General features: G+C 40.0%; 25 protein-coding genes and 3 pseudogenes. 21 read left to right on the top strand and 7 right to left on the bottom strand.

Going from position 1 to position 25,390, the window contains the following annotated elements:
- Window positions 1–83: 83 nt before the first annotated feature.
- The 4 genes and pseudogenes from B9Y89_RS17520 to B9Y89_RS19170 form a co-directional block, all read left to right on the top strand.
- A complete protein-coding gene (locus B9Y89_RS17520; RefSeq protein WP_085524470.1) occupies window positions 84–950 on the top strand; it encodes a 3-hydroxyacyl-CoA dehydrogenase family protein in 867 nt (288 codons plus the stop codon).
- Complete coding sequence (locus tag B9Y89_RS17515; RefSeq protein WP_085524469.1) at window positions 947–2,545, top strand: acyl CoA:acetate/3-ketoacid CoA transferase; 1,599 nt, start codon at window positions 947–949, stop codon at window positions 2,543–2,545. The genes B9Y89_RS17520 and B9Y89_RS17515 overlap by 4 nt, the downstream gene beginning before the upstream one ends.
- 51 nt (window positions 2,546–2,596) lie before the next feature.
- A complete protein-coding gene (locus tag B9Y89_RS17510) occupies window positions 2,597–4,171 on the top strand; it encodes an acyl CoA:acetate/3-ketoacid CoA transferase (RefSeq protein WP_085524468.1) in 1,575 nt (524 codons plus the stop codon).
- 324 nt (window positions 4,172–4,495) lie between these two features.
- A pseudogene (locus B9Y89_RS19170) lies at window positions 4,496–4,692 on the top strand (hypothetical protein); the annotation flags it as partial.
- A gap of 349 nt (window positions 4,693–5,041) precedes the next feature.
- Here the strand turns inward: B9Y89_RS19170 and B9Y89_RS17505 are convergent.
- Together B9Y89_RS17505 and B9Y89_RS17500 are read right to left on the bottom strand one after the other, a co-directional pair.
- Entirely contained in the window at window positions 5,042–5,542 is a 501-nt protein-coding gene (locus B9Y89_RS17505; RefSeq protein ID WP_085524467.1) for a hypothetical protein, read from the bottom strand.
- Between the two features lie 236 nt (window positions 5,543–5,778).
- Window positions 5,779–6,120, bottom strand: a complete 342-nt coding sequence (locus B9Y89_RS17500) for a helix-turn-helix domain-containing protein (protein WP_085524466.1) — start codon at window positions 6,118–6,120, stop codon at window positions 5,779–5,781.
- A 585-nt stretch (window positions 6,121–6,705) separates the two neighbouring features.
- Between B9Y89_RS17500 and B9Y89_RS17495 the strand changes: the two genes are divergently transcribed.
- Genes B9Y89_RS17495 through B9Y89_RS17485 form a run of 3 tightly spaced genes read left to right on the top strand, consistent with a single transcriptional unit; the run spans window position 6,706 to window position 8,905 of the window.
- Window positions 6,706–7,563 (top strand): DnaD domain protein, encoded by an 858-nt coding sequence (locus B9Y89_RS17495; protein ID WP_085524465.1) that lies wholly within the window; start codon window positions 6,706–6,708, stop codon window positions 7,561–7,563.
- Window positions 7,496–8,365 (top strand): ATP-binding protein, encoded by an 870-nt coding sequence (locus tag B9Y89_RS17490; RefSeq protein ID WP_085524464.1) that lies wholly within the window; start codon window positions 7,496–7,498, stop codon window positions 8,363–8,365. Before B9Y89_RS17495 ends, B9Y89_RS17490 begins: the two co-directional genes overlap by 68 nt.
- Window positions 8,366–8,401: 36 nt before the next feature.
- On the top strand, window positions 8,402–8,905 hold the full coding sequence (locus tag B9Y89_RS17485; protein ID WP_085524463.1) for a competence protein ComK: 504 nt from the start codon (window positions 8,402–8,404) through the stop codon (window positions 8,903–8,905).
- Window positions 8,906–8,954: 49 nt separating this feature from the next.
- Here B9Y89_RS17485 and nhaC read toward each other — a convergent pair whose 3' ends face one another.
- The 3 genes from nhaC to B9Y89_RS17470 all read right to left on the bottom strand — a co-directional run bounded on the left by nhaC (window position 8,955) and on the right by B9Y89_RS17470 (window position 12,319).
- A complete protein-coding gene (nhaC, locus tag B9Y89_RS17480; RefSeq protein WP_085524462.1) occupies window positions 8,955–10,400 on the bottom strand; it encodes a Na+/H+ antiporter NhaC in 1,446 nt (481 codons plus the stop codon).
- 42 nt (window positions 10,401–10,442) lie between these two features.
- Window positions 10,443–11,594: a beta-aspartyl-peptidase gene (gene iadA, locus B9Y89_RS17475; protein ID WP_085524461.1), complete on the bottom strand. Its 1,152-nt coding sequence runs from the start codon at window positions 11,592–11,594 to the stop codon at window positions 10,443–10,445.
- 215 nt (window positions 11,595–11,809) lie between these two features.
- Complete coding sequence (locus tag B9Y89_RS17470) at window positions 11,810–12,319, bottom strand: AAA-type ATPase lid domain-containing protein (protein ID WP_441351509.1); 510 nt, start codon at window positions 12,317–12,319, stop codon at window positions 11,810–11,812.
- 410 nt (window positions 12,320–12,729) lie between these two features.
- Here B9Y89_RS17470 and B9Y89_RS17465 point away from each other — a divergent pair, with 410 nt between their 5' ends.
- Window positions 12,730–14,163 carry a DUF3238 domain-containing protein gene (locus B9Y89_RS17465; RefSeq protein ID WP_085524459.1) on the top strand — a complete coding sequence of 478 codons (1,434 nt, stop codon included), beginning with the start codon at window positions 12,730–12,732 and terminating at the stop codon, window positions 14,161–14,163.
- Window positions 14,164–14,191: 28 nt separating this feature from the next.
- Here B9Y89_RS17465 and B9Y89_RS19635 read toward each other — a convergent pair whose 3' ends face one another.
- Both B9Y89_RS19635 and B9Y89_RS19495 read right to left on the bottom strand, forming a co-directional pair.
- The gene (locus B9Y89_RS19635) at window positions 14,192–14,587 is read right to left on the bottom strand and encodes a UPF0715 family protein (RefSeq protein WP_085524458.1); all 396 of its coding nucleotides are present in this window, start codon (window positions 14,585–14,587) and stop codon (window positions 14,192–14,194) included.
- A 208-nt stretch (window positions 14,588–14,795) separates the two neighbouring features.
- Entirely contained in the window at window positions 14,796–15,056 is a 261-nt protein-coding gene (locus B9Y89_RS19495; protein WP_303393584.1) for a helix-turn-helix domain-containing protein, read from the bottom strand.
- On the opposite strand from B9Y89_RS19495, the pseudogene B9Y89_RS17450 reads away from it, so the two are divergent.
- From B9Y89_RS17450 to B9Y89_RS17395, 13 genes and pseudogenes are all read left to right on the top strand, one after another.
- Window positions 15,039–15,402 (top strand): annotated as a pseudogene (locus tag B9Y89_RS17450) (VOC family protein). The gene B9Y89_RS19495 and the pseudogene B9Y89_RS17450 overlap by 18 nt on opposite strands.
- A 127-nt stretch (window positions 15,403–15,529) precedes the next feature.
- Entirely contained in the window at window positions 15,530–15,913 is a 384-nt protein-coding gene (locus tag B9Y89_RS17445) for a MerR family transcriptional regulator (protein ID WP_254901286.1), read from the top strand.
- Window positions 15,914–15,983: 70 nt separating this feature from the next.
- Window positions 15,984–16,799: an NAD(P)-dependent oxidoreductase gene (locus tag B9Y89_RS17440; RefSeq protein ID WP_085524455.1), complete on the top strand. Its 816-nt coding sequence runs from the start codon at window positions 15,984–15,986 to the stop codon at window positions 16,797–16,799.
- Window positions 16,800–17,171: 372 nt separating this feature from the next.
- Window positions 17,172–17,678 carry a DinB family protein gene (locus B9Y89_RS17435; RefSeq protein ID WP_085524454.1) on the top strand — a complete coding sequence of 169 codons (507 nt, stop codon included), beginning with the start codon at window positions 17,172–17,174 and terminating at the stop codon, window positions 17,676–17,678.
- A 567-nt stretch (window positions 17,679–18,245) separates the two neighbouring features.
- Window positions 18,246–18,677, top strand: coding sequence for an SRPBCC domain-containing protein (locus B9Y89_RS17430; RefSeq protein WP_085524453.1), 432 nt, complete (start codon window positions 18,246–18,248; stop codon window positions 18,675–18,677).
- Window position 18,678: 1 nt separating this feature from the next.
- The gene (locus tag B9Y89_RS17425) at window positions 18,679–19,005 is read left to right on the top strand and encodes an ArsR/SmtB family transcription factor (protein WP_085524794.1); all 327 of its coding nucleotides are present in this window, start codon (window positions 18,679–18,681) and stop codon (window positions 19,003–19,005) included.
- Between the two features lie 546 nt (window positions 19,006–19,551).
- Window positions 19,552–20,286, top strand: coding sequence for a gamma-glutamyl-gamma-aminobutyrate hydrolase family protein (locus B9Y89_RS17420; RefSeq protein ID WP_085524452.1), 735 nt, complete (start codon window positions 19,552–19,554; stop codon window positions 20,284–20,286).
- 45 nt (window positions 20,287–20,331) lie between these two features.
- Window positions 20,332–20,961: a hypothetical protein gene (locus B9Y89_RS17415; RefSeq protein WP_254901285.1), complete on the top strand. Its 630-nt coding sequence runs from the start codon at window positions 20,332–20,334 to the stop codon at window positions 20,959–20,961.
- Between the two features lie 103 nt (window positions 20,962–21,064).
- Window positions 21,065–21,243 (top strand): annotated as a pseudogene (locus B9Y89_RS19450) (hypothetical protein); the annotation flags it as partial.
- Between the two features lie 196 nt (window positions 21,244–21,439).
- Window positions 21,440–22,540 carry an amidohydrolase/deacetylase family metallohydrolase gene (locus B9Y89_RS17410; protein ID WP_085524450.1) on the top strand — a complete coding sequence of 367 codons (1,101 nt, stop codon included), beginning with the start codon at window positions 21,440–21,442 and terminating at the stop codon, window positions 22,538–22,540.
- Window positions 22,518–23,621, top strand: coding sequence for a DgaE family pyridoxal phosphate-dependent ammonia lyase (locus B9Y89_RS17405; protein WP_085524449.1), 1,104 nt, complete (start codon window positions 22,518–22,520; stop codon window positions 23,619–23,621). The genes B9Y89_RS17410 and B9Y89_RS17405 overlap by 23 nt, the downstream gene beginning before the upstream one ends.
- A gap of 1 nt (window position 23,622) precedes the next feature.
- The gene (gene dagF, locus B9Y89_RS17400; RefSeq protein WP_085524448.1) at window positions 23,623–24,378 is read left to right on the top strand and encodes a 2-dehydro-3-deoxy-phosphogluconate aldolase; all 756 of its coding nucleotides are present in this window, start codon (window positions 23,623–23,625) and stop codon (window positions 24,376–24,378) included.
- Complete coding sequence (locus tag B9Y89_RS17395) at window positions 24,371–25,387, top strand: sugar kinase (RefSeq protein WP_085524447.1); 1,017 nt, start codon at window positions 24,371–24,373, stop codon at window positions 25,385–25,387. The genes dagF and B9Y89_RS17395 overlap by 8 nt, the downstream gene beginning before the upstream one ends.
- The last annotated feature ends 3 nt before the right edge of the window (window positions 25,388–25,390 follow it).

The following is a 25,390-nucleotide window of genomic DNA, read 5'->3' as shown; positions in this document are numbered from 1 at the left end:
GAATTATAAACGGATAAATATAAGAATCTGGAAAGTCCTCTTATATTTATCCGCACATTTTATTTACTATGGAGGGTTTTAAGATGGAAATTCAACAAGTAGCCATTATTGGAGCAGGTTTGATGGGAACCGGTATTACACAATCAGTGGCGGAAGCGGGTTATCCAGTCAAATGGATAGATGTGTCTTCTGGTCAACTTGATAAAGGGATAAAAACCATCCGAAACTTGCTAAATCGAAAAGTAGAAAAGGGTTATTGTGAATTGCACCATATCGAAGATACGATGGAAAGAATTATCACTAATGAGGAATTGATAAAGGCTAAGGACGTTGATTTGGTTATTGAGGCCGTTCCAGAAAATATGGAGATAAAGAAAAAAATCTTTCGTCAGCTAGACGAGATAATCAATGCTGATGCTTTTTTGGCTTCTAATACCTCCGCGTTATCAATTTCGGCATTAGCTTCCGTTACACGTCGACCGGAAAAGGTAATCGGTACGCATTTTTTTTATCCAGTACCTAAAATGGGCTTATTAGAAGTCATTCCAGGATTACTCACCTCACAAAATACATTTGAGTCACTAAAGACTTTTGGACAAAAAATTGGCAAAAAAGCTGTATTATGTAAAGACTTTCCAGGATTTATTGTGAATCGGCTGCTAGTGCCCATGATCAATGAGGCAATTTATTTAGTGATGGAAGGAGTAAAACCGGAAGATGTTGATTCGGCAATGAAAATTGGAGCCAATCACCCCATGGGACCACTAAAGCTCGCCGATTTCGTTGGGTTAGAGACCTTATTGGCCACAATGGAAGGTCTTTATGACGGGTTTAAAGATTCTAAATATCGCCCATGTCCGCTATTAGTCAAGATGGTAGAGGCGGGAACATTAGGTAATAAGACAGGAAAAGGATTTTACGATCATAGGGAAAAGGAACAAGTTTTATGAAAAATAAACTTTTGTCCACTAAGTCCGCCGTAAATATGATCTCGAATGAAACCACGTTATGTACGGTTGGATTTACTTTAATGGGTGCTTCTGAAACGATCTTAAAGGAGATAGAGCGTAGGTATTTAGAAACGGGTTTACCTAAAGATATTACCCTTATGCATTCTGCAGGCCAAAGCGATCGCGAGAGTGGGATTCAACATTTAGCTCATAAAGGCTTGGTTAAGCGTATCATTGGATCACACTGGGGATTGGCGCCCAAATGGGGAGAGTTGATTAATAATAACGCTGTGGAAGCGCATTGTATTCCGCAGGGTCAACTCGCACATTTGTTCAGAGCTATGGCCTCAGGTAAACCTGGAAGCTTTTCAAGGGTGGGATTGAATACATTTATAGATCCACGAGTTGAAGGTGGAATAATGAACGAATTAGCCTATCAATCTGGAAGTTTAATGCAAATTGTAAATATACTAGGCGAAGAATACATGTTTTATCATTCGATTCCGATTGATATAGCAATTATCAGGGGAACAACGGCAGATGAATACGGTAATATCACAATGGAAGATGAGGCTATTAAACTTGAAGCGCTATCAGTTGCTCAAGCAGTTAAACGTTATGGTGGTAAAGTAATCGTACAGGTGAAAAATATTGCACGTAAAGGAACGCTAAATTCGCGCAATGTAGAAGTACCAGGCATCTATGTAGATGCAGTCGTACAAACGGAAGACCCATTAACGGACCATAGGCAAACATCTAGTTTCTTTTTTAACCCGGTTTATTCCGGAAGTGTTAAAGAAGCAGCTAGTACATTGAATCCAATACCACTGACATTGCGGAAAGTGATAGGAAGACGTGGGGTGATGGAACTTTATCCGGATGCAACTGTAAATTTAGGAACAGGAATTCCGGGAGATACCATTGGACCTGTGGCTAGTGAAGAAGGCATATTAGATGATGTCCTTCTAACGGTAGAATCAGGGGCGATTGGTGGTATTCCGGAAGGTGGAATGGATTTTGGCATAACAAAAAATGCAGATGCGATAATAGAACATGCATATCAATTTGATTATTACAATGGTGTGGGTGTAGATATCACCTATATGGGTGCTGCGGAAGTTGATCAGTATGGCAACGTTAACGTGAGTAAGTTTGGAACTAAGGCTGTTGGGTGTGGGGGATTTATTGATATTACTCAACCGGCCAAGAAGGTTGTCTTTTTGGGTACATTTACTGCCAAGGGATTAGAAGTGGATGTCAATGACGGTGAGTTAAAAATTACAAAAGAAGGAACTAAAAAGAAATTTATCAATCACGTTGGACAAATCACTTTTAGTGGAGAATATGCTCGGAATCGTGAACAACCGGTTTATTTTGTAACGGAACGTGCCGTTTTCCAGTTAAGCTTTAAAGGATTAGAATTGATTGAATATGCTCCTGGCATAGATGTAGAAAAGGATATTATATCTCAAATGGATTTTAAGCCACATATTTCTCCCGAATTAAAACCAATGCCAACTGAATTGTTTAAGGATAGTTTATTGAATATAAAGAGATTTTTTGAAAAAGAACGGATTAACCTAATCGAATCTTAAAAAGAATCATTTCTGTTTGGGTCTATATTATCCATGGAGGGAGATTTGGTTATGGATATAAATTTCAGAACGGGAGAACTAGTCAATCAAATAGCGGATGGGAGCACAATTGCATTAGTGGGGTTTGGAGGAATGGGTCAATGTGATAAAATCCTGCAAGGAATAAGAGATCGTTTCCTAGAAACAGGCCATCCACGTAATTTAACTATTTTTCATACAGCTGGTCAATCTGACAGGTATAACGGAATTGAATACATTGCAGAAGATGGATTAATTACCCGAGTTATTGGTGGACATTGGGGGATGGCTCCTAAGCTTCAGAAATTGATTAAAAATAATAAAGTTGATTGCTATTGTTTTCCTCAAGGCCAATTGACTCATCTATTACGGACCATGGCCAATAAATTACCGGGCCAAATTTCTCCAATCGGTTTGGGAACGTTTATCGATCCTCGAATTAACGGAGGGAAATTTAATGAAAGAACAAAATTACAAGAAGACTTGGTCAAAATCATGAAAGTAGATGGTGAAGACTTTTTGTTTTATCAATCTATCCCCTTTGATTACGTTTTCATCCGTGGAACAACAATTGATGAAAACGGAAATATCACTACCGAGGAAGAGCCGGTGAAGCTTGAACTCCTCTCCGCTGCCCAGGCGGCAAAAGCTTTTGGAGGACAGGTTTTGGCCCAGGTCAAATATCGTGCTAAAAGAGAAAGTCTTCATCCTAAAGATGTTGTGGTGCCGGGTTATCTAGTCGATGGTGCAGTAATAGCCGAGAATGTTGAAACAGAACATCGCCAGTTGCCGAATTCCGTTTATAACCCTGTTTTCAGTGGAGATTTGAGGACGCCTTCAAACAGCTTGGAGACACTACCGTTAAGCGCTCGCAAGGTCATCGGGAGAAGGGCACTTATGGAATTAAACACTCGAAGTGTTGTCAATATTGGAATTGGTATTCCAGGTGATGTGATCGGATCGATTGCCCACGAGGAACAGGTACGTTCGAATATCATTTTGACTTTAGAATCTGGTATCATCGGCGGGGTTCCGGTAGGTGGCAATGCGTTTGGCATTGCTCGAAATGCCGAAGCAATTATTGACCATGAATATCTCTTTGATTTCTACCACGGAGCAGGAGTGGATATCACTTATATGGGAGCAGCCGAAATAGACCAATGTGGAAATGTTAATGTAAGTCAATTTGGCAATAAGTTCGTAGGATGTGGTGGATTTATCGACATTACTCAACCAGCGAAAAAAGTGGTTTTCTGTACTACTTTTACTGGTGGCGGGTTAGAAATTTCTATGGAAAATGGTCAAATAAGCATTAATCGTGAAGGAACAATTAAAAAATTCACATACCATGTTAACCAAATCACGTTTAGCGGTAATAATGCAATAAAAAATACTAAAGAAGTTCTGTATGTAACGGAGCGTGCCGTATTTTGTTTGACTCCCAAAGGGCTAGTATTAAAGGAAATTGCACCCGGAGTAGATCTTAAACGAGATATTCTCGATCAGATGAACTTTGAACCGATAATTGATAGGGAGCTAAAAACAATGGATGGTAGGATTTTTAGACAGGAATCAATGCATACACAAACGGAAAAAACTTTATTGTAAGATGACAGTGCTTTTCTGTATCATTTTGACTAAAATTGTGTGTTTTACGGACCTAACACTATCCGTTATTTTATAATCAACAAAAAAGTTATAATACCCGAAAATTTATAGAAGGTACTAATTCTACTGGATTTTTTCAGGTTTGGCAGCCAAAGAATCGGCACAGACCGGGCGTCAATTGCTTTGTAACAATCACACAATATATTGACTTAATCACCCTGCATAAAATATTGTGATCTGATCAGGCTCATGTTCCTTCTGAGGAGTGGGCCATTTTTTTGGAGATAAAAAATAAAAATGTTTAAAACGCGGGATAACTTATATGTAACAGCCATAGGGGTTTTATTAGATACCTTTATTGTTCAACCTTTATTGTTCGGCCATTACTGGTTCCAGCTATCACAAGAGCCATTGGAAATTATGCATTTTGGCCTGTCACCTTTGGAAAAAGGAAGACTTTGATCATCCGGTTACGAGGTAGGTTGATGAGAAAAATTATGAGTCGTAACATTCACAAGTAAAGCGTTGAAACATCTGCATGTTCTTTTGAGGCAGGCCTTGTCATGAGGCAGAGGTTTGGGAATGAAACTTGATATAAGATTCAGCCAGAACTAAACTGTCTGCTCTTAAGAGTCCCGTCAACTTAAAAAATAACTAAGGAGAGAGCGTATGCCTGACTAAAAAAACCACGTAATCCTTATCACAGGTGCCAATCGTGGTCAGGGAAAAGCTATCGCTGAGCACCTTGCTTCTTATGAAAGTTCACATGAGAAAAGTTTGGGGGTAAGCAATGCCTTTGGATTCAACTGTTGTCCCATTGTTAATGAGATCTCTTGAATTAGGATCTTCAGGGATAGCATTTTCACATGACTACGTAGGTTCAAGGAAAGAAGGAAAATCCACTTTATCAAATTCGATCACTTGAACCACCTGCATCCGTTTCCGACAAAGCAGCAACGGTAAGTCAAAATCTTTACTCAGCTGCTCAGGTAATAACGGATCCGCAAAGTCATATGACACCAACATATGATAGGGCAGGGCTAAACTTTGGATGAATTCATTCACATGGTCGTAGATGTTTGGAATAAGTGGTGTGAATGGGTGATGGGTTAATAGATCTGTAAAACAAAGGGTCTGCGCAATGCCTTTGAAAAAAGCAGCACGTTGTTTTGGTTGCGTCAATTGTGGGTCAATATTGATCGATATAAAAGTTGCGTGTGTATAGATGAGCGAAGGGCCATTATTGAATGTAAGCTGAATATCCAGTATGGCACTTATGTCATCAATAGCCATATCAATAGGTTGATAGATATGATGGTTCATATAAAACTGTGAGACGGTTGACTCAATGTGTGAAAAGATTGTCTTCATGACATCACCTTAATTAATAGAATGAGTGAAAATCATGGACCATGAAGAGGTTCGTGGGAGATTGTCATTGGCTATGACTTCCAATAAGCCAATTATATACAATAAAATATGAAATGTATACCACTTAGGTGAAAATTTTGTCAAAATAACGAGAATTTTTTTAGATAATATGATTACGGTTTCGTGACCAAACAGGCTAAGCGATCAATCCCGATTGATGTTCAGACCATTATGACCTAGCTCCGCAACTTTTCACTAGAATGATCGCCCTGTGACTTGTATCGCATATACTCAACATGCTTCTTAACATCTTCGACAGCCTCATCCGTAAGTTCACTCGTATCTATAAAAAAGAGATGTTCGTCATCGCCAACTAGATGCTGGTAGTTACGACCAAGGAGATAATCGATGGATACATCAAATAAGTCGGCTAAACTTATCAAGGTATCATAGTTCGGTTCTCGTTTGCCTTTTTCATAGTAGCCATAGGCCTGCGGTGTTTTGCCGAGATAGTCGGCAACATCTTGCCTTGTTAAACCTTTCTCTGTCCTTAGCTGCTGAAGAATGACCGGGAACATGATCACGCCTCCTTTGATTGATTGTGATAGTTTTAGTATTCATTTCCATTTAACAGATGGTTACTTAAAAGGGTCCAGATAAATGATTTGCTTTTAAAATTTTTACACATATTGTTTTCCAAATATATTGACATAAACCAAATGTTGATTATAATAGTAAATAAGCAGAATATTCCACCATGAATGCCCTACTTTGATGTCATCTCATCATACACCTCGAAGACCTTCAATGACAGTATCTAATGACATCTTCATCTGTCCTTCCCTATATTGATTAACTTCAAGAGCTTATAAACAAAATGATGATAGGGTAAACAAATTGTTTATTCCGGGTGTCATCAAACGTCATCTTCATGAATGCTGGTATCTCGTTGTCGTGATCACATCTAAACTGTTAAGTAATAAGAGAGGAGGTTAACGTTTGGTTGGTCAAGCTTTATAGTTGGTTTCGTGTTTTCCTGATAGTTGGAAAATGTACGCGGAAGAGCGTACATTGTTTAGCCTTATGATACCTAAAACGTATCACCATAGCAAGTCTTTCGTAGATAATCTATTAAAATCTTAAACTTGAAAGGAGCATCATCTATGAACTATTTACGAGAATTGAATGCCTTTTATAACCGGATGGAAACGATGGAACTATCGACTTCGGCCATTGCCTTGTGGCATGCTTTGATGCACATCAATAACAACGCGGGCTGGCGGGAGCAGTTTACCGTATCTTTATCCGTTCTAAGTGGCAAATCTGGATTGTCGCAACGGATGGTAAGTAAAGCACGGAGTGAACTGAATGAGAAGGGATTTATTGATTTTCAGCCGCGAAGAGGTAGTCAGTCTGGACAATATCAGATCAGACGGTTGTCTGAACCTAACTTTGAACATGATTCCAATAATGCTTCCAGCAAACCTTCCAACCTAAATGCCAGCAAACGTTCCGACAACAGTTCTTCACCCCATGATCTGGCAGACGGACATTCCAATAGTGATTCCACCAACCGTTCCACCAACCGTTCCAACAATCGTTCCAACAATCGTTCCACATTAATTAAACAAGATAAAACAAAACCTAGTGACATGCTGATTGATACATTGCAAAACAGTTTTAGCGATAATTTTTCAAAAAGAGCGACAACGAAACAACTAAATACTCTGCAATCGTATGTTGAGCAGCAAGGCTTTGAGGTCAATCTTGTTTGTCACGCATTGAGCCTTAGCGGTGAACGCGGCAAGACGTTTCAGTACGCAAAGGCCATTCTGAATAACTGGGTCAAAAAAGGAATTCGTACGCTTGATGCAGCCAAAAAAGATAGTCAAGCCTTCACGGTTGCTCAGCGTCGTGGCGTAACGGGATCTATAAAGAAAGGAGGGACCCACCATGAGGAATCTGGGGGAAGCGGTTGGACAAACTCTGACATCCCTGCCCGTGTCAAACTCTACAGATAAGCCCGACCCCGTTTTCTGCCCGTATTGCGGCAAGGAGAAGCATCAGGAGTTGATGGAGATGCCGCTCGTTGGCAAGCGCTGGGTTGTTCATGCCTGTGCATGCGATATTAAGCGGATTGAAGGCAGGCGCGCCGAACAAAAGCGTCGGGTCAAGCAAAAGCGGATTGAAAAAGCTTTGAAACTAAGCAGTGTGAATCAAAGTTTGCGGCAGATGACGTTTGCGAACTTTGAGATGAGACCTGGGGCGGAGACGGCGTATCACGAGGTCAAAGATGCTGTAACTCATTTCGAACAGAGAGAGAAGCTCGGGCTGTTGATATTTGGTGACACCGGTAATGGGAAGACTCATCTTACCGCAGCCGGTGCTAATGCATGCATAGAGCAAGGCTATTCAGTGGTTTTATTGACGGAAAAAGATTTGTTCAGTCGCTTGAACGCGACCAAACGTTTTTCTAATAAGACATCATTTCAAGAGATCATGAATGCTTATATCGAGGCAGACTTACTTGTCTGGGATGATTTTTGCAGCAGTCAGCACTTGTCGAATGAAGAGAGAGATTGGATGTTTCAGATTGTAAATGGCCGTGAGCGCATCGGGAAGCCGATATGGGCCACCGCTAACTTAACCCCCGCTGAATTCGAGCACCCCCAAACACCGTATCGTTTTGATGATAAAGGTCGGCTCTGGTGGCGGGTCATTGGCAATATGAATTGTATTCATAACTCAGCGTCGAACTACCGGGCCTTGGAGGCGATGGAAAGAATGGTTGGGCAGGGAAATGTTGAACGGACGAATAGCTAGGCTATTTTAAAAATCAAAAATTTAGGAGGAAATAAGATGATTAAGACAATCACTAATTATGAGGTCAATAGAGGTACAATGGCAGTCATTCCCGAAGCACACGAACAGCATCGTGCCAAGGTGTTGGAAACGGAGGGTGACTATTATGTTAAGCAGCCGCTGATGAAACTGATCAAGCGAGCTTGTCTGGAAGGTGGAGCAACGTATGATGGTCGCAGGAAGGCTGTCGCGCATCATCTTGGTATCACACAAAAAATCCCGCTGCCGCTGCAACCGAATCAGAGCATCTATGCTTTTCCCACGCATGCACCAACGAACTTTAATTGTTACTGGATTTTTTATAACCATGTCCGCAGGATTGCTCCAGCCAATGACACTTCTGTAATCACGTTTTATAACGGCAAGCAGCTACGGGTTCCTGTATCCTACTACATATTAGAAAAACAGATGCAGCGCACCGCTTATTGTATAACTCGGTTTTCGGGTGAGAGGAGAGGGGCAGGAGTTTTTGAAAGTAAGAGGGATGGAGGCGATGATTAGATAGAAATTAAAAAAGGGGACGGTCAATGTAGCCGCCCCCTTAAATCAATCAAACAATCGTTTTATCCTCTGACTCATTAACATTTTCTGTTTCAGGACCTTTCGTAATGCCAATCCCTGTGTAACCACAAATGATAGCGAAAATGAAACCAACGTAACACAAAATCGCCCATGGTGCGTAGCTGAGGGTAGAAACCCCGAGCGTTCCTGCCATAAAGACACCCGCAGAAGACCAAGGGATGAGCGGCACAACTACAGTACCGGAGTCTTCCAGGGTTCTTGAGAGGTTCTTCGCATGTAATTTATATTTCTGAAACGTGTCCTTATAAATTTCCCCGGGTACGATAATAGAAAGATAGGAATTCCCGGTAACGAGCGCCATTGTTATACATGAGAGTACAGCCGTCAAAATTAAATCCCCTGTCCGTTTAACGATTTTCATGAGATTTTGAATAATGACTTCAAGTGAGCCGGATTTTGTTATAATTCCAGCAAAAATAAAGGCACTAAAGGCTATCAAAACGACCCCTGTCATGGATTGCATACCGCCTTGGTTCACAAGTCTTGTCACCTCGTGTACGACACTGTCTGAATCAAAGCCTTCCCGATTGACCATGGATACATCAAATCCAGAAACCGTGGAGGCAAAAATGTCGGTAGCGCTAAATCCTTGCATAAATTTCCCTAAAACCGCAGCAATAAAGGATGAAAGGATAATCGTCGGCAGTGTTGGCTTTTTTCGAATGGACCCATATAAAATGATAGCAGGGGGAAGCAACAACCAAATACTCCAATCAAACATTTCCGTTAATGTCTGAAGCATAATATTCATCGTCTCTGGAGTGGAAACACGATCTGCAGATAAGTTAAAGCCTACAAACAAATATACGAGAATACTCACAATCGCTGCAGGAATGGTAGTCCAAAGCATATGACGGATATGCTCGTACAATTCACTTCCAGCAGCAATGGGTGCAAGGTTGGTCGTATCTGAAAGCGGAGACAACTTATCCCCAAAGTAGGAACCGGCCACAATCGCCCCGGCAGTTGCCGGCAAATTAGCGTCAAGTCCTGTCGCAATCCCCATTAGCGCAACCCCAACAGTACCTGCAGATCCCCAAGAGGTTCCCGTGACAATAGAGATTATGGCAGAAACCACAAAGGCAATGAGCACAATAAAGGTCGGATCGATCATTTTTAACCCGTAATAGATCATCATCGGAATGGTCCCGGAAATCATCCAGGTTCCAATCAGAATGCCAATGGAAATCAGGATAAGTATGGCAGGCATCGCTTGTTTAATTTTTTCTTGGATACCTGTCATCATGTCTTCCCATTTTAATCCTAAGCAAAGGGCAATGATTCCGGCGTAAACAGAAGCCAGAATCAGTAAGGGTTCGGGATTAAAGCCGTATACCCCGTAACCAATGGCTAACAAAAGCAGCATTACTACAATCGGTGAAAAAGCTTCAAATAAGTTCGGCTGTCTTTTCATCGTTTTCCTCCTAAGTTCTCATATTTTTTAGAAACTAGATACTTAATTTTCAAATGTCCCTTTTATAAGAAGTTCCTTATTCTTCAGCATGTGATGTCCCTTGGCAAACACATGCTGAATGGTAAGGGAGTCTTTATCCAAAATTAATACATCGGCATCATTTGATTCTTGAACGCTTCCTTTGTTAGTAAGCTTTAATACAGTTGATGTATTCGTTGTCACAAGTGGCAAGACTTCTTCTAAAGGCATACCGTGATCCTTCACAGCTGAAACCACCTGCTGATACAGTGTTTGGGTACTAGCTACGCCAAAGCCTGTTAGATTTCCCTCTTCATCAAACTTTGGCAGACTTCCATTTCCGTCTGAAGACAATGTCAGATGCCGCATATCTCCGCCGTTTTCTTTGTAGTACGTAATCCACTCACCAGTATTGTGACTTGCTGTAATATCCACGTAACCCCCTTTATTTGCTAAATTAATAGCGTCGTCGAACAACGCTCGACTACGGGTAACGTGTGTAGCATAAAGTTGGGATGAAGGAATCTCATAATCTTTTAATAGTTGATGTAAAAGTGATAAATAGTCTTTGCCGGGACCGGTGTGAAAATGGGTTATCCCCGCTTTTCCACTTAACATCCCACCGACCCGAGCCTCGGCAACTAGTTTGGCCAATTCATGCAAAGAAGGCTGTCCTGAACGAGAATCAGATATAGCAATTTCTCCGGCCCCAATGACTTTATTAATTAAAATGACATCATCCTTCACATTTGATGTAATCGTAGGAGTTGGAACAGCATAGTTTCCTGTATAGATAAAGGTCGTCATTCCTTCTTCCTCTAGTCCTCGGGCTTTGGCTAGCAGTGACGTCATATGACGGGTCGTGCCATCCGTACCTAAGAGGCCAACTACTGTGGTAATACCTGATTTGACCATGTCACTGAGTTGAATTTCCGGTGTACGAGTTGCGAAACCACCTTCACCACCGCCACCAATTAAATGAACATGAGGATCAATGAATCCTGGAACTACTATTGATCCTTCTGCATCTATCACCTCATATTCGACGCCCAAATTCTTTACGGCTTGCTCATTGATATTCCCTATCTTTGCAATCTTTTGATCGATGAGTAAAATCGATGTTTTTCCTAGTGGTTCGGGTGCATAAATCTCTCCATTTTTAATAATTGTAATCATGCTGTTTTGACCTCCATTCAATGAACATTAATTATTTTCGAAAAATTAATTCAAAAAATCAAGTGTATTCTTTCATCACCTCCAGTACACCTTGATAAATATTATGCAAAAATCATGCCAGTTTTTTAGGGCTGTTTTGAGAATGTTTTACGTTACACTGCGGAAATTTAGGATGTGTTATGGGTGGGATAAAATCCAATAACATACCCTATATTCTAAAGGTGCTCCAACATACTTATCCCTAAACAGGTGATTTTTGTCCCTTGCTTTTTGACCCCCGCATGAATTAATCCGCAACTTTTTAGCACCTCAAGTCTCGTACGCAATTGATTTTCAGAAATCGAGATAGTCATCATCGATTTTAACGTCGTACGTCCGATACCCGAATATTGGCTTCGATTGAGGGATAGGCACTGTAAAATTTCCTTAAACACCTTTACGTCACCCGCATGTTCTAGCAATTTCACAATCCTCTCTACATCTACATCTTCGTAATTCTCCTTATTAAACTTGTTAGGCAGGTCGTGTAAAGTTGGCTCCGTCCCATTCACGATAACTGAGAGATACGTAATCAGGCCCTCCAATTCCCTCACATTGCCGGGCCAGCTGTATAAGGAGAGCTTTTCAACAATTTCAGGGGAAAATCTCATTTGAATATGTTTTTGCTCCAAAAAATAGTCGATTAAGGCGGGGATATCCTCTGTACGTTCTCGTAACGATGGGATTTCCAGTGGTTCACCGCAACAAAAGGCCCGTTTTCATCCCCTGTTTTTTTAACTGATGTATTTCCATATACAATTTTAACTTTTCCACCTTTTCATTCCCCCAAATCAACAACGATATTTCCATCTTATATAGTAGCTAATTTGAGGTGTGTTTGGGAGAAAAAGTGTTCAATTCTATCTGGCGGAAACTGTTAACTTTAGTTTAGCAGTTACAAGGGTTAAGGTGTAGAAAGACTGATTGTTTTTTTAATCTATTAAAATGACAATCCTAGTACCTTTTTATTATCTATAGGCTTGTGACTTGAGAACTAATTTTGGAAAATATGTGAATTTATATTGAAAATCAAGAAATATATATGTAACACTATTAATGTATTAACAAAAATTTCAAAGAGAAGAGGAGCAAAACTATGAAAAAATTAACATTGTTATTTAGCTTAACTTTGCTTTTCTTGGGAATGATGTTTCTTGGATCCCAAGCTAATGCCAAAAGCAACAACAAACCAGCTAAAATTCAAAAGGGAGATGGAAAAGTCAGTTTTCACATTAATGTTCAAGGGGACTATTATAAATTTTATCAAAAGGGTAAAATTCAACATAAAGGTAAATCAGCCAATTGGACAGATGAATTAAATGATAGTTCACAGAAATATAAAATTGGAGTGTACAAGGAAAATAAACTTGTTGATATCGTTAAAGTTAAAGTTGGAAACGGTGACATTAGAAAACCGACAAAGAAAAAACAATCCTTTTTGTTACAAGAAAACACAAACGAAAGAGACCCAAAAGAACAAAATATGGAACAAAGGGTAAAAGCTAATACTTTAGAGGTCGCTGCAACACACACTAAGGTATATTTACAATGGAGTGAACTTCCTGATAAAGACGGTTATTTTGAAGTTTACAGGGATGGAGAAAAAATTGCCCGAACGAAAGAGACACGGTACCTTGATACATCCGCAAAAAGCGGCAACGAATATAGATATAAAATTGTGGCTGAATCTACAGTTTCAGATGACAGAAAACGCAAACTTAATAGCCAATTAGAGCAAAGTAGATTTGAACTAACCCAAGAACAAAAAAAGGAATTATTCACAATTAGAGGAACAGTTTCTAATAAGGTAAAAACGCCAGTTATCAGTGAAACATACTTAAATAAAAAGGGTTCACTGCTTAATAGGGAACAAATGAACAAACTTAAAAAAGAACAATCAAATAAAATATCAACACTGGCTTTTCCAGGCACCTCTCAATGGAGAAACTATATTTTTCGATATACAACGTTTATCCCTTTTGAGTCTGTAGAAGATCCTAAGCCCTTTAATGGAACTTATCTAAAAGGTGACGACCGAAACAGCTTTGACTTTTTTGCAAATGACTATAGAACAAGAACTGATGTATGGACATATTTCAATTCAGCATCGTGGCTTGGCGTAAATGCACCAAACATCACTTATAATAAGGACATCCAACAATCGGTAAGATGTGAAGATCCAGATTGTTCACAAGTCATAGAAAGAGATACAGCAAGTGAAAGTGGTATTGAAGTGATAAAAGATACAATTTCCAGCAACAAATTGCAATGGAGAGTAAAACATGATGTGGGGATCCCTTTTGGATGGGAATATCCCAACATTAATTACTATTATTCTGCAACCTTGACATCGACACCTTCGCTAACAATAGAGGGTGCTCACGATAAAGCACCGAATCATGAATTTTTTATGGCCGTTCAGAATAGCGATGTAGTAATACCTCTTCACACATATTCAGTGGGGAGTACATGGGACTTTTTCTACTTAACACCTACTGCACCACAGGAATATTTTAATATATCAATGTAATTAGATAAATAAAAACATAGGGATGAGTTTAAATTAACTCATCCCTATGTTTATACATAACAATTGAATCCCAAATCCAGAAAGTAATGGAAGTAACAAAGATATGAAGATAAACCTGTGAATTAGAGAAAAAAGGTTCATAGCTGTTAAAAAAGCGATAAATTATTAGATGTATTATAAAAGAAGCTAACAAATATACCACTAAATATTTGATATTAATCTTTCGTCTATCAGAATATTTATTTAACAATACTTGAATTGGTAAAGCGAATACACCATAAAACAAAGTATATACGATTCCATAAAAAAGAAATATGTATATTACCGAAAATGAAAAATCAAAGGATTGATTTTCTACCAATAAGTAAATTATTGACATGGTAAATCCAGCGAAAAATATTAATTTTAAACGTATTTTTAGCAAAACGACCCTCCGCAATAAATATTACAACAAGATTTTATAAATTAATAATAAGAAGAATACAACGAATTAAGTCTAGGTTCAAGAGAATTAAGGACTAAATTATGATTGAATACAATTTAACTATCCCTTTAGTATGATAATGAATTTTTATAAAAAAGACATGCTGTTTTTTTTCGAGAAGAAATACATTTTAACAAAAACCTTTCCATCATCTATTATCTAAATAACGGTAAAACGTTGCACGGCTCATCCCAGCAGCATCCAATATCTCATTAATAATGTATTGTTTACTATCATACATCTTAAAGGCCATATCCAGCTTGGATTGGTCTTTCTTTGGTCGGCCACCTTGCCTTCCTCTGGCTCTGGCACTTTCTAAGCCTGATTTGGTCCGTTCGGAGATAATATCCCGTTTAAATTGTGCTAAGCCACTAAATCGTTTTTTCTCAATTTGGGACTTGAAGTGCAAGGGGAATGGGAAATGGAAGGAGAGTGGTTGAGTCAGGTAGTTGGGCTTACTAAACGTTAAACCAGCATGTGTAGGATTGCGAACGCCAGACGGTCAGGCATGGATAGAGCTAGTCAAATTTTATACGCCGTCAGATGAACAAGATATTCAGAAACCCTTTGCAAATACGCTGGGTATCCGACATATTGCATTTGCTGTTGAAGATATTGAAGCCATTGTTGCCCAATTGAAAAAGAAGGGTGCGAAAATATTTAGTGAGATAAGGCAATATGAAGAAAGTTATAAGTTATGCTATGTTCGTGGACCAGAGGGAATTATTTTGGAATTGGCTGAGAAAATCAAATAACTATTGAAGGTTACAACGGGCCATATTTTTAAGAAAAAAGTAAGATTATTGACAGTGTCTCGTTCATTTGATATTTTAAAAACATGACGTTAACGTAACTTTTGGAGGATAGATGATGAATAACCGCATGCGCATAGGTGAATTAACGGAAAGAGCCGGGGTAACTCCGCGAACCGTACGGTATTATGAAAGCATTGGACTTATTCCTGAGGGTGAACGCGAAGGCCAGGGACAGCACTATTACACAGAAGAGACTGTTGCCCGCCTTAGGAAAATAGATCAGTTAAAGAACCTTGGATTGAGCTTAGATGAAATAGGTGACGTGATTGACCTATATTTCATTGACCCAAGTGACGTAGTACAAGCAAAACAGAAGGTGCTAACCATCCTGCGCCAACATCTTGATGAAGTAGACCAGAAGATTACAGGATACCAGCAGTTTCGTACGGAGTTGCAGGCCCATATTGAGCGCTTTGAGCGTTGGTTAGGGGAAAGGGGTGAACACCACTAGTTTTTTTTACCCAAAACATGACGTTAACGTCATGTTTTTAACACCAATTTATTCAGGAGGATAGATACAAATGAGTGAAAAAATCGGATTTATTGGACTTGGCAATTTGGGGCTCCCTGTGGCGACCAATCTTATCGATGCCGGGTATACTCTCCAGGTGTACAACCGGACGGCAAGCAAAGCGGAACCGTTGGTTGCTAAGGGGGCACAACAAGTGACACAACCAGCTGATGCTGTGACGACCGGTGGAATTGTCGTTACCCTTTTGTGGGATGGTGCGGCTCTAGAAAACATTGTGACCAGTTCAGGATTTTTAGAACAATTAGGACCAAATGGGATCCATATTTCGATGGGCACTGTGTTGCCCGAAACAGCAAGAAAACTTGCAGCCATTCACGAACAACATGGCAGTACCTATGTTGAGGCACCCATTTTTGGGAGGCCAGAAGCAGCGGCTACCAAAAAGCTCTGGATTCCTTATACAGGGTCACAGCAAGCTAAAGAACGAGTTCAACCCCTACTAAAAGCAATGGGAGGACAAGGTATCTTCGATTTTGGGGAAGAGGTCGGCGCGGCAACGATTGTCAAACTAGTTGGGAATTTCCTGATTGTTTCAGCAGGATATTCCATGAGAGAAGCACTATCAATGGCGGAGAAAAACGGTGTTGATCCTCAAGCTATTGTGGACATGCTCACACAAACGTTATTCCCCGCACCGATCTATCAAAGTTATGGTAGGATGATTGCCGAGAAATCCGAACCCTTCGGCGAGAGTGAGATACCGCTAAAGGATGTTGATCTACTGAAAAAGACCGCCCAACAAGCGGAGTCCCCTACACCTATTTCAAATTTTTTGCATGATCTCTTAAGTACCGATTTGAACTAAGCTTGACCAGACTTCAAAATATTGTGCCGTTAAAGGGCGCCATCGCATTATTGACCATTTTTAATGGTTTAATCGGGGTAGCCAGAGGGGAGCCAAGCAAACGGGCATGAAAAAGGTTAACGGATGTGGTGGATGCCGCTCATTTATGTGAGTTGTACTACAAGGGAAGATTTAGATCCTTTTTAAGAAAAAGAGTGTTCAGATTTTCAACCTGCGCCATCTAACAAGACAACTTAATGCGCTCACTGATTCTTATGTAGAAGTCAAGTTGAAATGGAAAAAGGATAGAGCCTTTTTGATGTCACTAATAATAAAAATGGTATTGTATAACTGGGTTGGCGCTAAATTAAACATGAAGGGAAGAAGCCTCAAATGGAACGACTTGAATTACAGTTGTATGACTATAACGAATGGGCAAATGGACAAATTTTTAACCGGCTAAAAGAGCTTCCAAAGGATGTTTATGGTAAAGACATTCAAAGTGTATTTTCCTCGATATCCCGTGTTTTGGCCCATGTTTATCTTTCTGACCTTGGTTGGATTGAGGTTTTCTCCGGTAAAAACATGGAGCATGCTTTGACGTTACAAGAGCAACTAAAAGGGGAAATGGAGTCAAAAGGATTGGAGGAGATGGAAGCGAAATTTCTTAAACTATCAGAAAGATATAAGTTGTTCTTTAGCCAATTGGAAGGTTTAGATAAGCCCCTCAAAATTGAGAATCCGAATGGCGACATTATGGAAACCAGTGTGTTTGAACAAGTCCCCCATGTTGTTAACCATGGAACATATCATCGTGGTAATATCACAGCTATGTTAAGACAAATGGGTTATGCTTCTGTACCAACAGATTATGGTCTTTACCTATATTTAAAACAATAGGGTGCAAAAGTTGAACAACGATGGACTGTTAATCAGTCCATTTTTGTTCCTTAATCAATTAAAGGGATGATTTTGTTGAATAAGAATTTGCATATTTTTTCTTGATAAACTTAGTTTTATCTGCTTACCATTAGCCTAATCTTGGCAAGTGTATCTTTTATTGTAGCTACTTTTTGGAAAGTGCCTCTGCAGCACAACTTGCCAAAGCTTACGATGTGCCATTTTTAGCTATAAGATACTATCGAATAATAACACAAATGGTGGCGAGAATAACCCCAATATTGCAAGGTGTCTTTCACCTCTTTTTGAACCAACAGGTAAACTGTAATTATATTATAGGTGGAGGCGCCATTCTTCAACAAAGATGGCGCCTTATTCAATAGGTAATGTACCAATTTTACACTTTTTTCAGTTTTAAACAAACGGGCAAAATTCTGTAGTAATAGAATTTTGCTCTTTCTTTATATTTTTTCAAATACTTCATTCTCTAATGTGCAACACTATGGTTGCGCCTAGGCATTAATATGGGCTATACTTTGGTTGCATTTATGAAAAGGAGGAGTAGTAATGGATAATGATCAAATTAAAAGAGAAATTTTTATTAACGCACCTATCCAAACGGTATGGGAGTTAATCAGCGATCCGGCATGGTGGGTGGGTGATGCACCTGGTCCGGACAAGGTGCAGGTAGATGGATCACGTGTGGTGGCGGACACGAAGTATGGACAATTCCCAGTGTTGATTGAACAATCAGAACCGCCAAACTACCTTGCATGTCGGTGGGCAAGTTCATTTCCCGGAGAGGAACCAAAAGGAAAAAACTCTACGCTAGTTGAGTTCAAGTTGACTTCAAAAGATGGGGGAACTTTACTTGGAGTAGTTGAAAGTGGCTTTTCACACCTTGCAGTATCCGAACAAGAGCGAAGAAAGTTCTTTAAAGAGAATGTCCATGGCTGGGAGATGCAAATGGAAGTACTACAAAAGCGTGCTGAGCAATAAAATGGCAACGACAGATAGTAGTAATCTCGAAAATGTCTTGATCGCCTTAGCAGACCCCACACGTCGAGAGTTACTTGATCTAATCGCTTTAAGAGGACAAGCTACAGCAACAACATTAGCAACAACGGTAACTGTATCTCGTCAGGCAGTTGTTAAACATCTAACAATCTTAAAAGAGGCTAGGCTTGTATCCAGTAATCGTGTTGGGCGGGAGGTAAGATATAAGCTGTGTCCACAGCAACTGTCTTCAACAGTAGAGTGGATGACAAATTTAGCTGCGGATTGGGATAGAAAGTTAGAATGGATTAAGTGCATAGCAGAAGATTAATAAATGAAAGTTAAAAGACAAGTTTTGATCAAGCTGTCCAATAAACTAAAAAGGATTTCCTTGAAACGAGGGAATCTTTTTTTCAATACAGTTAATTTACATCCATTTATTTAAGAAAAGGGCGCAATGGCTACCATTGAGTCCGTTAAACCTACACCCAACGATCCAGCCAAATGGTATAGGATTCTATTGCAAATATCCGCTATCCGAAAGAAGTCTATTAAATGGAAAATACATCATAAAAATATTAAAACCGATTTAAAGGCGTTAAGCGGGAGAAACGAACAAATTTGCATATTCCCATGAATAGTAAGGAAAGGAAACAGATTTATTCGTTTCTTATATTTGTTGTTATTTATTTAATTGCATAAACTCCCCTATTTTATACTAATTCCTTCCTTATTAAAAAGATTAAGTATATTTTCCATACGGTTCTACCAAAATAAAAAGCAGCTGATTACTAAGGTTGGGTAACAATTTTTTATGCTTTAAAAGTTGATATTAGGATATTTTGATACTGGGTAAGCGTAGGAAGGAGATGATTAAATGAAACAGTTAACTAAACCTGTAATCGGGATTACTGGTTCGACGGTTATTCACAATAACATTCCGAGCCTTAATCTACACGAGAAGTATATTCGCTCTGTGATCGAAGCAGGGGGGATCCCTGTTGTCATTCCAACGGGGACAAAAGCCGGGATGGCAGAAGTGTGGATTTCCATATGTAGTGGAATAATTTTAAGCAGTGGGGAAGATGTTGATCCGAATTCATACCAAGCAGAACCCGATCCAATGATACGAAAAACCAATGGAAAGCGTGACCAATTAGAAATTGAACTAGTGAGGAATGCACAGAAACAGACCAAACCGATCTTGGCCATTTGCAGAGGCATTACTATGTTAAACGCTGCCTTAGGAGGAACGGTAATACAAGACATTGAAACGAATAATTCTAATGCAATCAATCATTATCAACAGGCGGCAAGACCTGAGCCTACGCATGAAATCCAAATTGATAATCAGAGTCGGTTATATCAAATCTTCAATCGTTCAAAGATTCGAGTTAACAGCATGCATCACCAGGCCATTGACCAACTTGCCCCTAATCTTAAACCAGTAGCCGTCGCTCCAGATGGTGTCATTGAAGCCGTCGAGGGAGTTAACGAAATCTCACTTTTGTGGGGAATTCAATGGCATCCTGAAGAAATGGCCAGTGAAGATTCAAGTATGGATCAACTATTTAAAGAGTTTGTATCTGAGTGTACAAATCAGACACAGTAGTTTATTGCTGAAAGAAATACTTAAGTTGTTGAGGATGTGATGATGATGGAATTAGAAAAGGTGAACTATGTATGGTATGCAAGTTATGGTTCTAATTTAAATAGAGACCGATTTTTATGTTACATAAAAGGAGGAAAACCTGAGGGCTCTGAAAAAGTGGAGGTAGGATGTGAAGACCCAACGCTTCCTATTGAGGAGGCAACCTATATCATGCATTATCCTTTATATTTTGCCATGGAATCTGACCGTTGGCAACAACAAGGTGTAGGATTTATAGGGTTAAAACAGGATAATAAGCACCGCACTTATAGTCGAATGTATTTAATAACAGTAGAGCAGTTTATGGACGTCATTAAACAAGAAAATAACGGTGTTGCATTGGATATCGATTTACATGAAATTATGGATCAGGGGTATAAAACAATAAAAGATTCATGGTATGGAACGATTTTATATTTAGGTGATGAGGGTGGATATCCCGTCTTAACTTTTACAGCTGATTGGGATTTAGACGTTCCATTTAACCAACCGTCGAAAGAATATCTAGGTATGATTATTAACGGTTTAAAATCGACATTAGGGCTGAAAAATAAAGAAATTATCGATTATATCAGCTCAAAACCAGGAGTAGCTGGTTATTACAGAAAGAGTGATATTGAACAGTTAATTAAATAAATAGAAGGCACATGGTTCTTCTATATTGTCGGAATGAACTAGAGGGTAATACTATATTTATTATTGTAGCTTTTGTGTGTGGTGACCTCCGTGCGAGATCGGTTTTGAGCGCCTCACTGCTGAGGCTGCTGTTATAGGTGATTACCATATAGCGATGCTGGCTAAGGCCATCAATCCGCTTGTGCCATCGGATACAGTTGCTAAACAAATCCTTGATGAGATGCTTGAGGCTCATCAAGACGATTGCCTCAATTTGAAAATAGCAAATCTTCGTTTCAATAATAAAAATAAAGTGCATGACCGAACTGCTGGGGATTCACCGGTAGTTCTTTTATTTTGATAGATTATAATCGTTTATTTAATTAAACATTATAACGTTATATTGACTTTATGAATTTTGATGTGCTATTCTTAATGCGTAAAAAAGGTAACTATGTTATGTAAGCGTATTAATAGAGTTAGAAAAAAGGTGAAGTCAATGAAAGAACGATTCGTATTACATAATGTCAAACGTGTGACTGGAGAGACAATCGATATCGTGATTGAAGACGGTAAAATTCGTGATTTAACAGAGTCTGGAAGTGGATGGGGGCAACAGGTATATGATTGCTCGGGGATGTATGTATCGAGCGGTTGGATTGATTTACATGTCCATGCGTTTCCAGAGTTTGATCCATATGGTGATGAAATCGATGAAATCGGAGTCAAACAGGGTGTTACAACGATTGTGGATGCTGGAAGCTGCGGGGCCGATCGAATTGACGATTTAATGGCCAGTAGAGAACAAAACAAAACCAATTTGTTTGCCTTTTTGAATATCTCACGGATTGGCTTACAAAGGGTGGATGAGTTATCCAATACCCACTGGATAGATAAAGATAAAGCTGTTCAGGCCATCAATGAACATAAGGAAGCCATAGTAGGATTCAAGGCCCGGATGAGTCACAGTGTGGTTGGTGATCGTGGTATTGAACCCCTCCACATTGCGCGAGATCTGTCAAGTAAAACGTCACTTCCTTTAATGGTCCATATTGGCTCTGCGCCTCCGGATATTGAAGAGGTTGTTTCACTTTTAGAAGAACATGATGTGATTACTCATTATCTTAATGGTAAATCGAACAATCTTTTCGACAATGAAGGACAGCCTCTTCAAGTGTTAACTGACGCCATAGAACGAGGGGTTCATCTAGATGTGGGGCATGGCACGGCAAGTTTTTCATTTGATGTTGCGGAATCAGCAAAACAACATCATATTGGCTTAGATACAATTAGCACAGACATATATCATGGAAATCGTTTAAACGGTCCGGTCTATAGTATGGCGAATGTGTTATCCAAATTCTTATACCTAGGATACTCATTAGATGAAGTGATCGCTGCAGTCACAACTCATGCAGCAAGTTGGCTTAATAAACCGGAACTCGGCCGAATTAAGGTTGGGGATGTAGCGAATTTAACTCTATTTAATGTTCAAAATGCCCGAGCAGCACTCGTTGATTCTGAAGGGGATCAGCGGGTGGCAGAGAGAACGATAGAAACAAAGGGAGTGGTGATCAATGGCGAGTTCATTAAATGCTAAATATGGTCTTAAACGTGTCATTAACGCAAGTGGTCGAATGAGTATTCTGGGAGTATCAGCTCCATCGGATACGGTCATGGATGCGATGAAGTATGGCGGACAAAATTATGTGGAAATTGCCGATCTAGTTGATAAGTCCGGTGACTACATCGCAAACAAGCTTGGTTCAGAGGGAGCCGTTGTTGTGAATTCCGCATCCAGTGGGATTGCGTTATCAATTGCAGCGCTTGTGACCCAAGGGAATCGGCGTAAGAGCGAACGCCTTCATCAGGAAACGATTGCTAAAAATGAAGTTGTCATGCTGAAAGGTCACAATGTCCAATACGGAGCACCGGTTGAAACAATGATTTATTTAGGCGGTGGAGAGCTTGTTGAGGCAGGTTATGCTAATGAAGGCAAAGCTGAACATATAGAAGAAGCCATTGGTGACCATACAGCCGCTATTCTTTATGTGAAATCTCACCACGCCGTTCAAAAAAATATGATTTCAATCGAGGAAGCATGGGACGTTGCTCAGCGTAATAGCGTTCCACTTATTGTGGATGCAGCAGCCGAAGAGGACCTTCAAAAGTATGTCAAGTACTCAGATCTAGCCATCTACAGTGGATCAAAGGCTATTGAAGGCCCAACCTCAGGGATTGTTGCTGGTAAACGAAACTACATTGAATGGGTCAAAGTCCAATTACATTGTATTGGACGAAGTATGAAGGTGGGGAAAGAGACAACCTTCGGCTTACTCCAAGCCCTTGATGAATACGGTAGCAAAGAAGATAAAAGTGAACAGGAAAAAGCGTCCTTACAAGCTTTAATGTCACTCAATGATATTGAAGGTGTTAATGTCACCATTGTTCAGGACGAAGCGGGTCGGGCCATATACCGCGCGCGTATACAAATTGATTCACAAAATATCAATACGACAGCAAAAGAAGTCGTTGACAAACTACGTGAAGGTGATATCGCGATTTACACACGTGATTATGGTGTGAGACAAGGTCATTTCGACATTGATCCACGGCCACTTCAAGGTGATGATATCAACATCATTGAATCTAAGATACGAGAATCCGTAGGGGGGAAATAGCATGTCAGATATTACAAAGCGATTTTATAAAGGTCGCGTCGCATTAAATGGATTGGCCAATAGTATAGAGAATGCTAAAGCCATTTTTGAAGCGGCAGAAGGCCATATTCTAGTGGGTGTGCTTTCAAAAAATTATCCAACGGTAGATGATGCCGTGGCGGCAATGAAAGCATACGGAAAAGAAATTGATGATGCCGTGTCGATTGGATTAGGCGCTGGTGATAATCGTCAAGCTGCCGTTGTCACAGACATTGCGAAACATTACCCGGGGAGTCATATTAATCAGGTATTTCCTTCCGTTGGTGCCACACGAGCCAACCTTGGTGAACAAGATAGCTGGATTAACAGCTTAGTATCCCCGACGGGCCAGGTAGGGTATGTCAATATTTCAACGGGACCCTTAAGTGCTGCGCAGAACGAACAGGCAATTGTACCGATTAAAACAGCGATTGCTCTTGTACGTGATATGGGTGGCAATGCATTAAAGTACTTCCCAATGAAAGGATTAAGTTGTGAGGATGAGTTCCGAGCAGTGGCCGAGGCGTGCGGAGAAGAGGGATTTGCATTAGAGCCAACAGGTGGCATTAATAAAGAGAATTTCGAAACGATCCTAGATATCGCCTTAGAAGCTCAAGTGCCAAAAATCATTCCTCACATCTATTCATCGATCATCGACAAAGATACAGGAAAAACGAATGTAGATGATGTCCGTGAATTACTTGAAGTAACGAAGAAGCGGGTTGATCAACATGGCTAGAGGTATTGCAGCATTTGGGGAAGTCATGATGCGCCTGGAAGTACCAGGTTATGAACTCTTATCACAATCAAGCACATTAAATTATTCCTTTACAGGTACAGGTGTGAATATAACTGCTGCATTATCGTACTTGGGGCATACAGGATATCTTGTATCAACATTACCTACGAATCCAGTTGGTCATGCCTCACAATCCTTCATACAAAAGTTAGGCATTAATCCAGCATTCATTAACCGGGATGGGAACAATATTGGCATGTACTTTCTAGAGAGTGGATTTGGTACGCGTCCCAGTCGCGTGACCTATTCTAATCGTCAAGCAAGCAGCTTTAATACAGCGCCTGTAGAAACGTACAATTTTGAAAAGATTGCTAAGAGGATTGACGTGGTTCATTTCTGTGGCATAACCCTTGCGATGAATGATACTGTTCGCGATCAAATGAAATCCTTTGCGAAAGTTGTTAAAGACCGTGGCGGGACAGTTGTCTTTGACTGCAATTACCGTCCCTCACTTTGGGGTGAAGACGGGTATGAGAAGGCAAAGCCCCATTACGAAGACATGTTGCATCTTGCTGATATTGTCATGATGAACGAAAAGGACGCCAAATTTGTCCTTGGTATGAAGACAGACAAGGCAGAACAAGCCGAACAACTTAAGGATCTTATTCCAAATGTGGCAAGTAACTACAATATCTCTGTTATAGCAGGAACGCACAGATCTATTAACAATGATAATACGCATTCGTTACGTGGATTTATGTATAAAAATCAGTCATTTACTTTCTCAAAACTAAGGACGTTTACTGTCCTTGATCGCATCGGTGCAGGAGATGCCTATACAAGTGGTATTGTTCATGGCGAAATAGAAGGATTTCTACCAGAAAAAACAGTCGCGTTTGCCACAGCGGCTGGCATGCTTGCACACACCGTTGTAGGTGATACCCCTATGTCATCGGAAAGTGACATAATCATAGCGATGCAAGAATCGGTGAATGATGTAGAAAGGTAGTGA

Origin of the sequence: Tuberibacillus sp. Marseille-P3662, assembly GCF_900178005.1 — a bacterium.
Classification (GTDB): Bacteria; Bacillota; Bacilli; order Bacillales; family Sporolactobacillaceae; genus Marseille-P3662.
The sequence above is the reverse complement of the archived record's forward strand: the minus strand, read 5'-3'. Positions and strand labels throughout refer to the sequence as shown.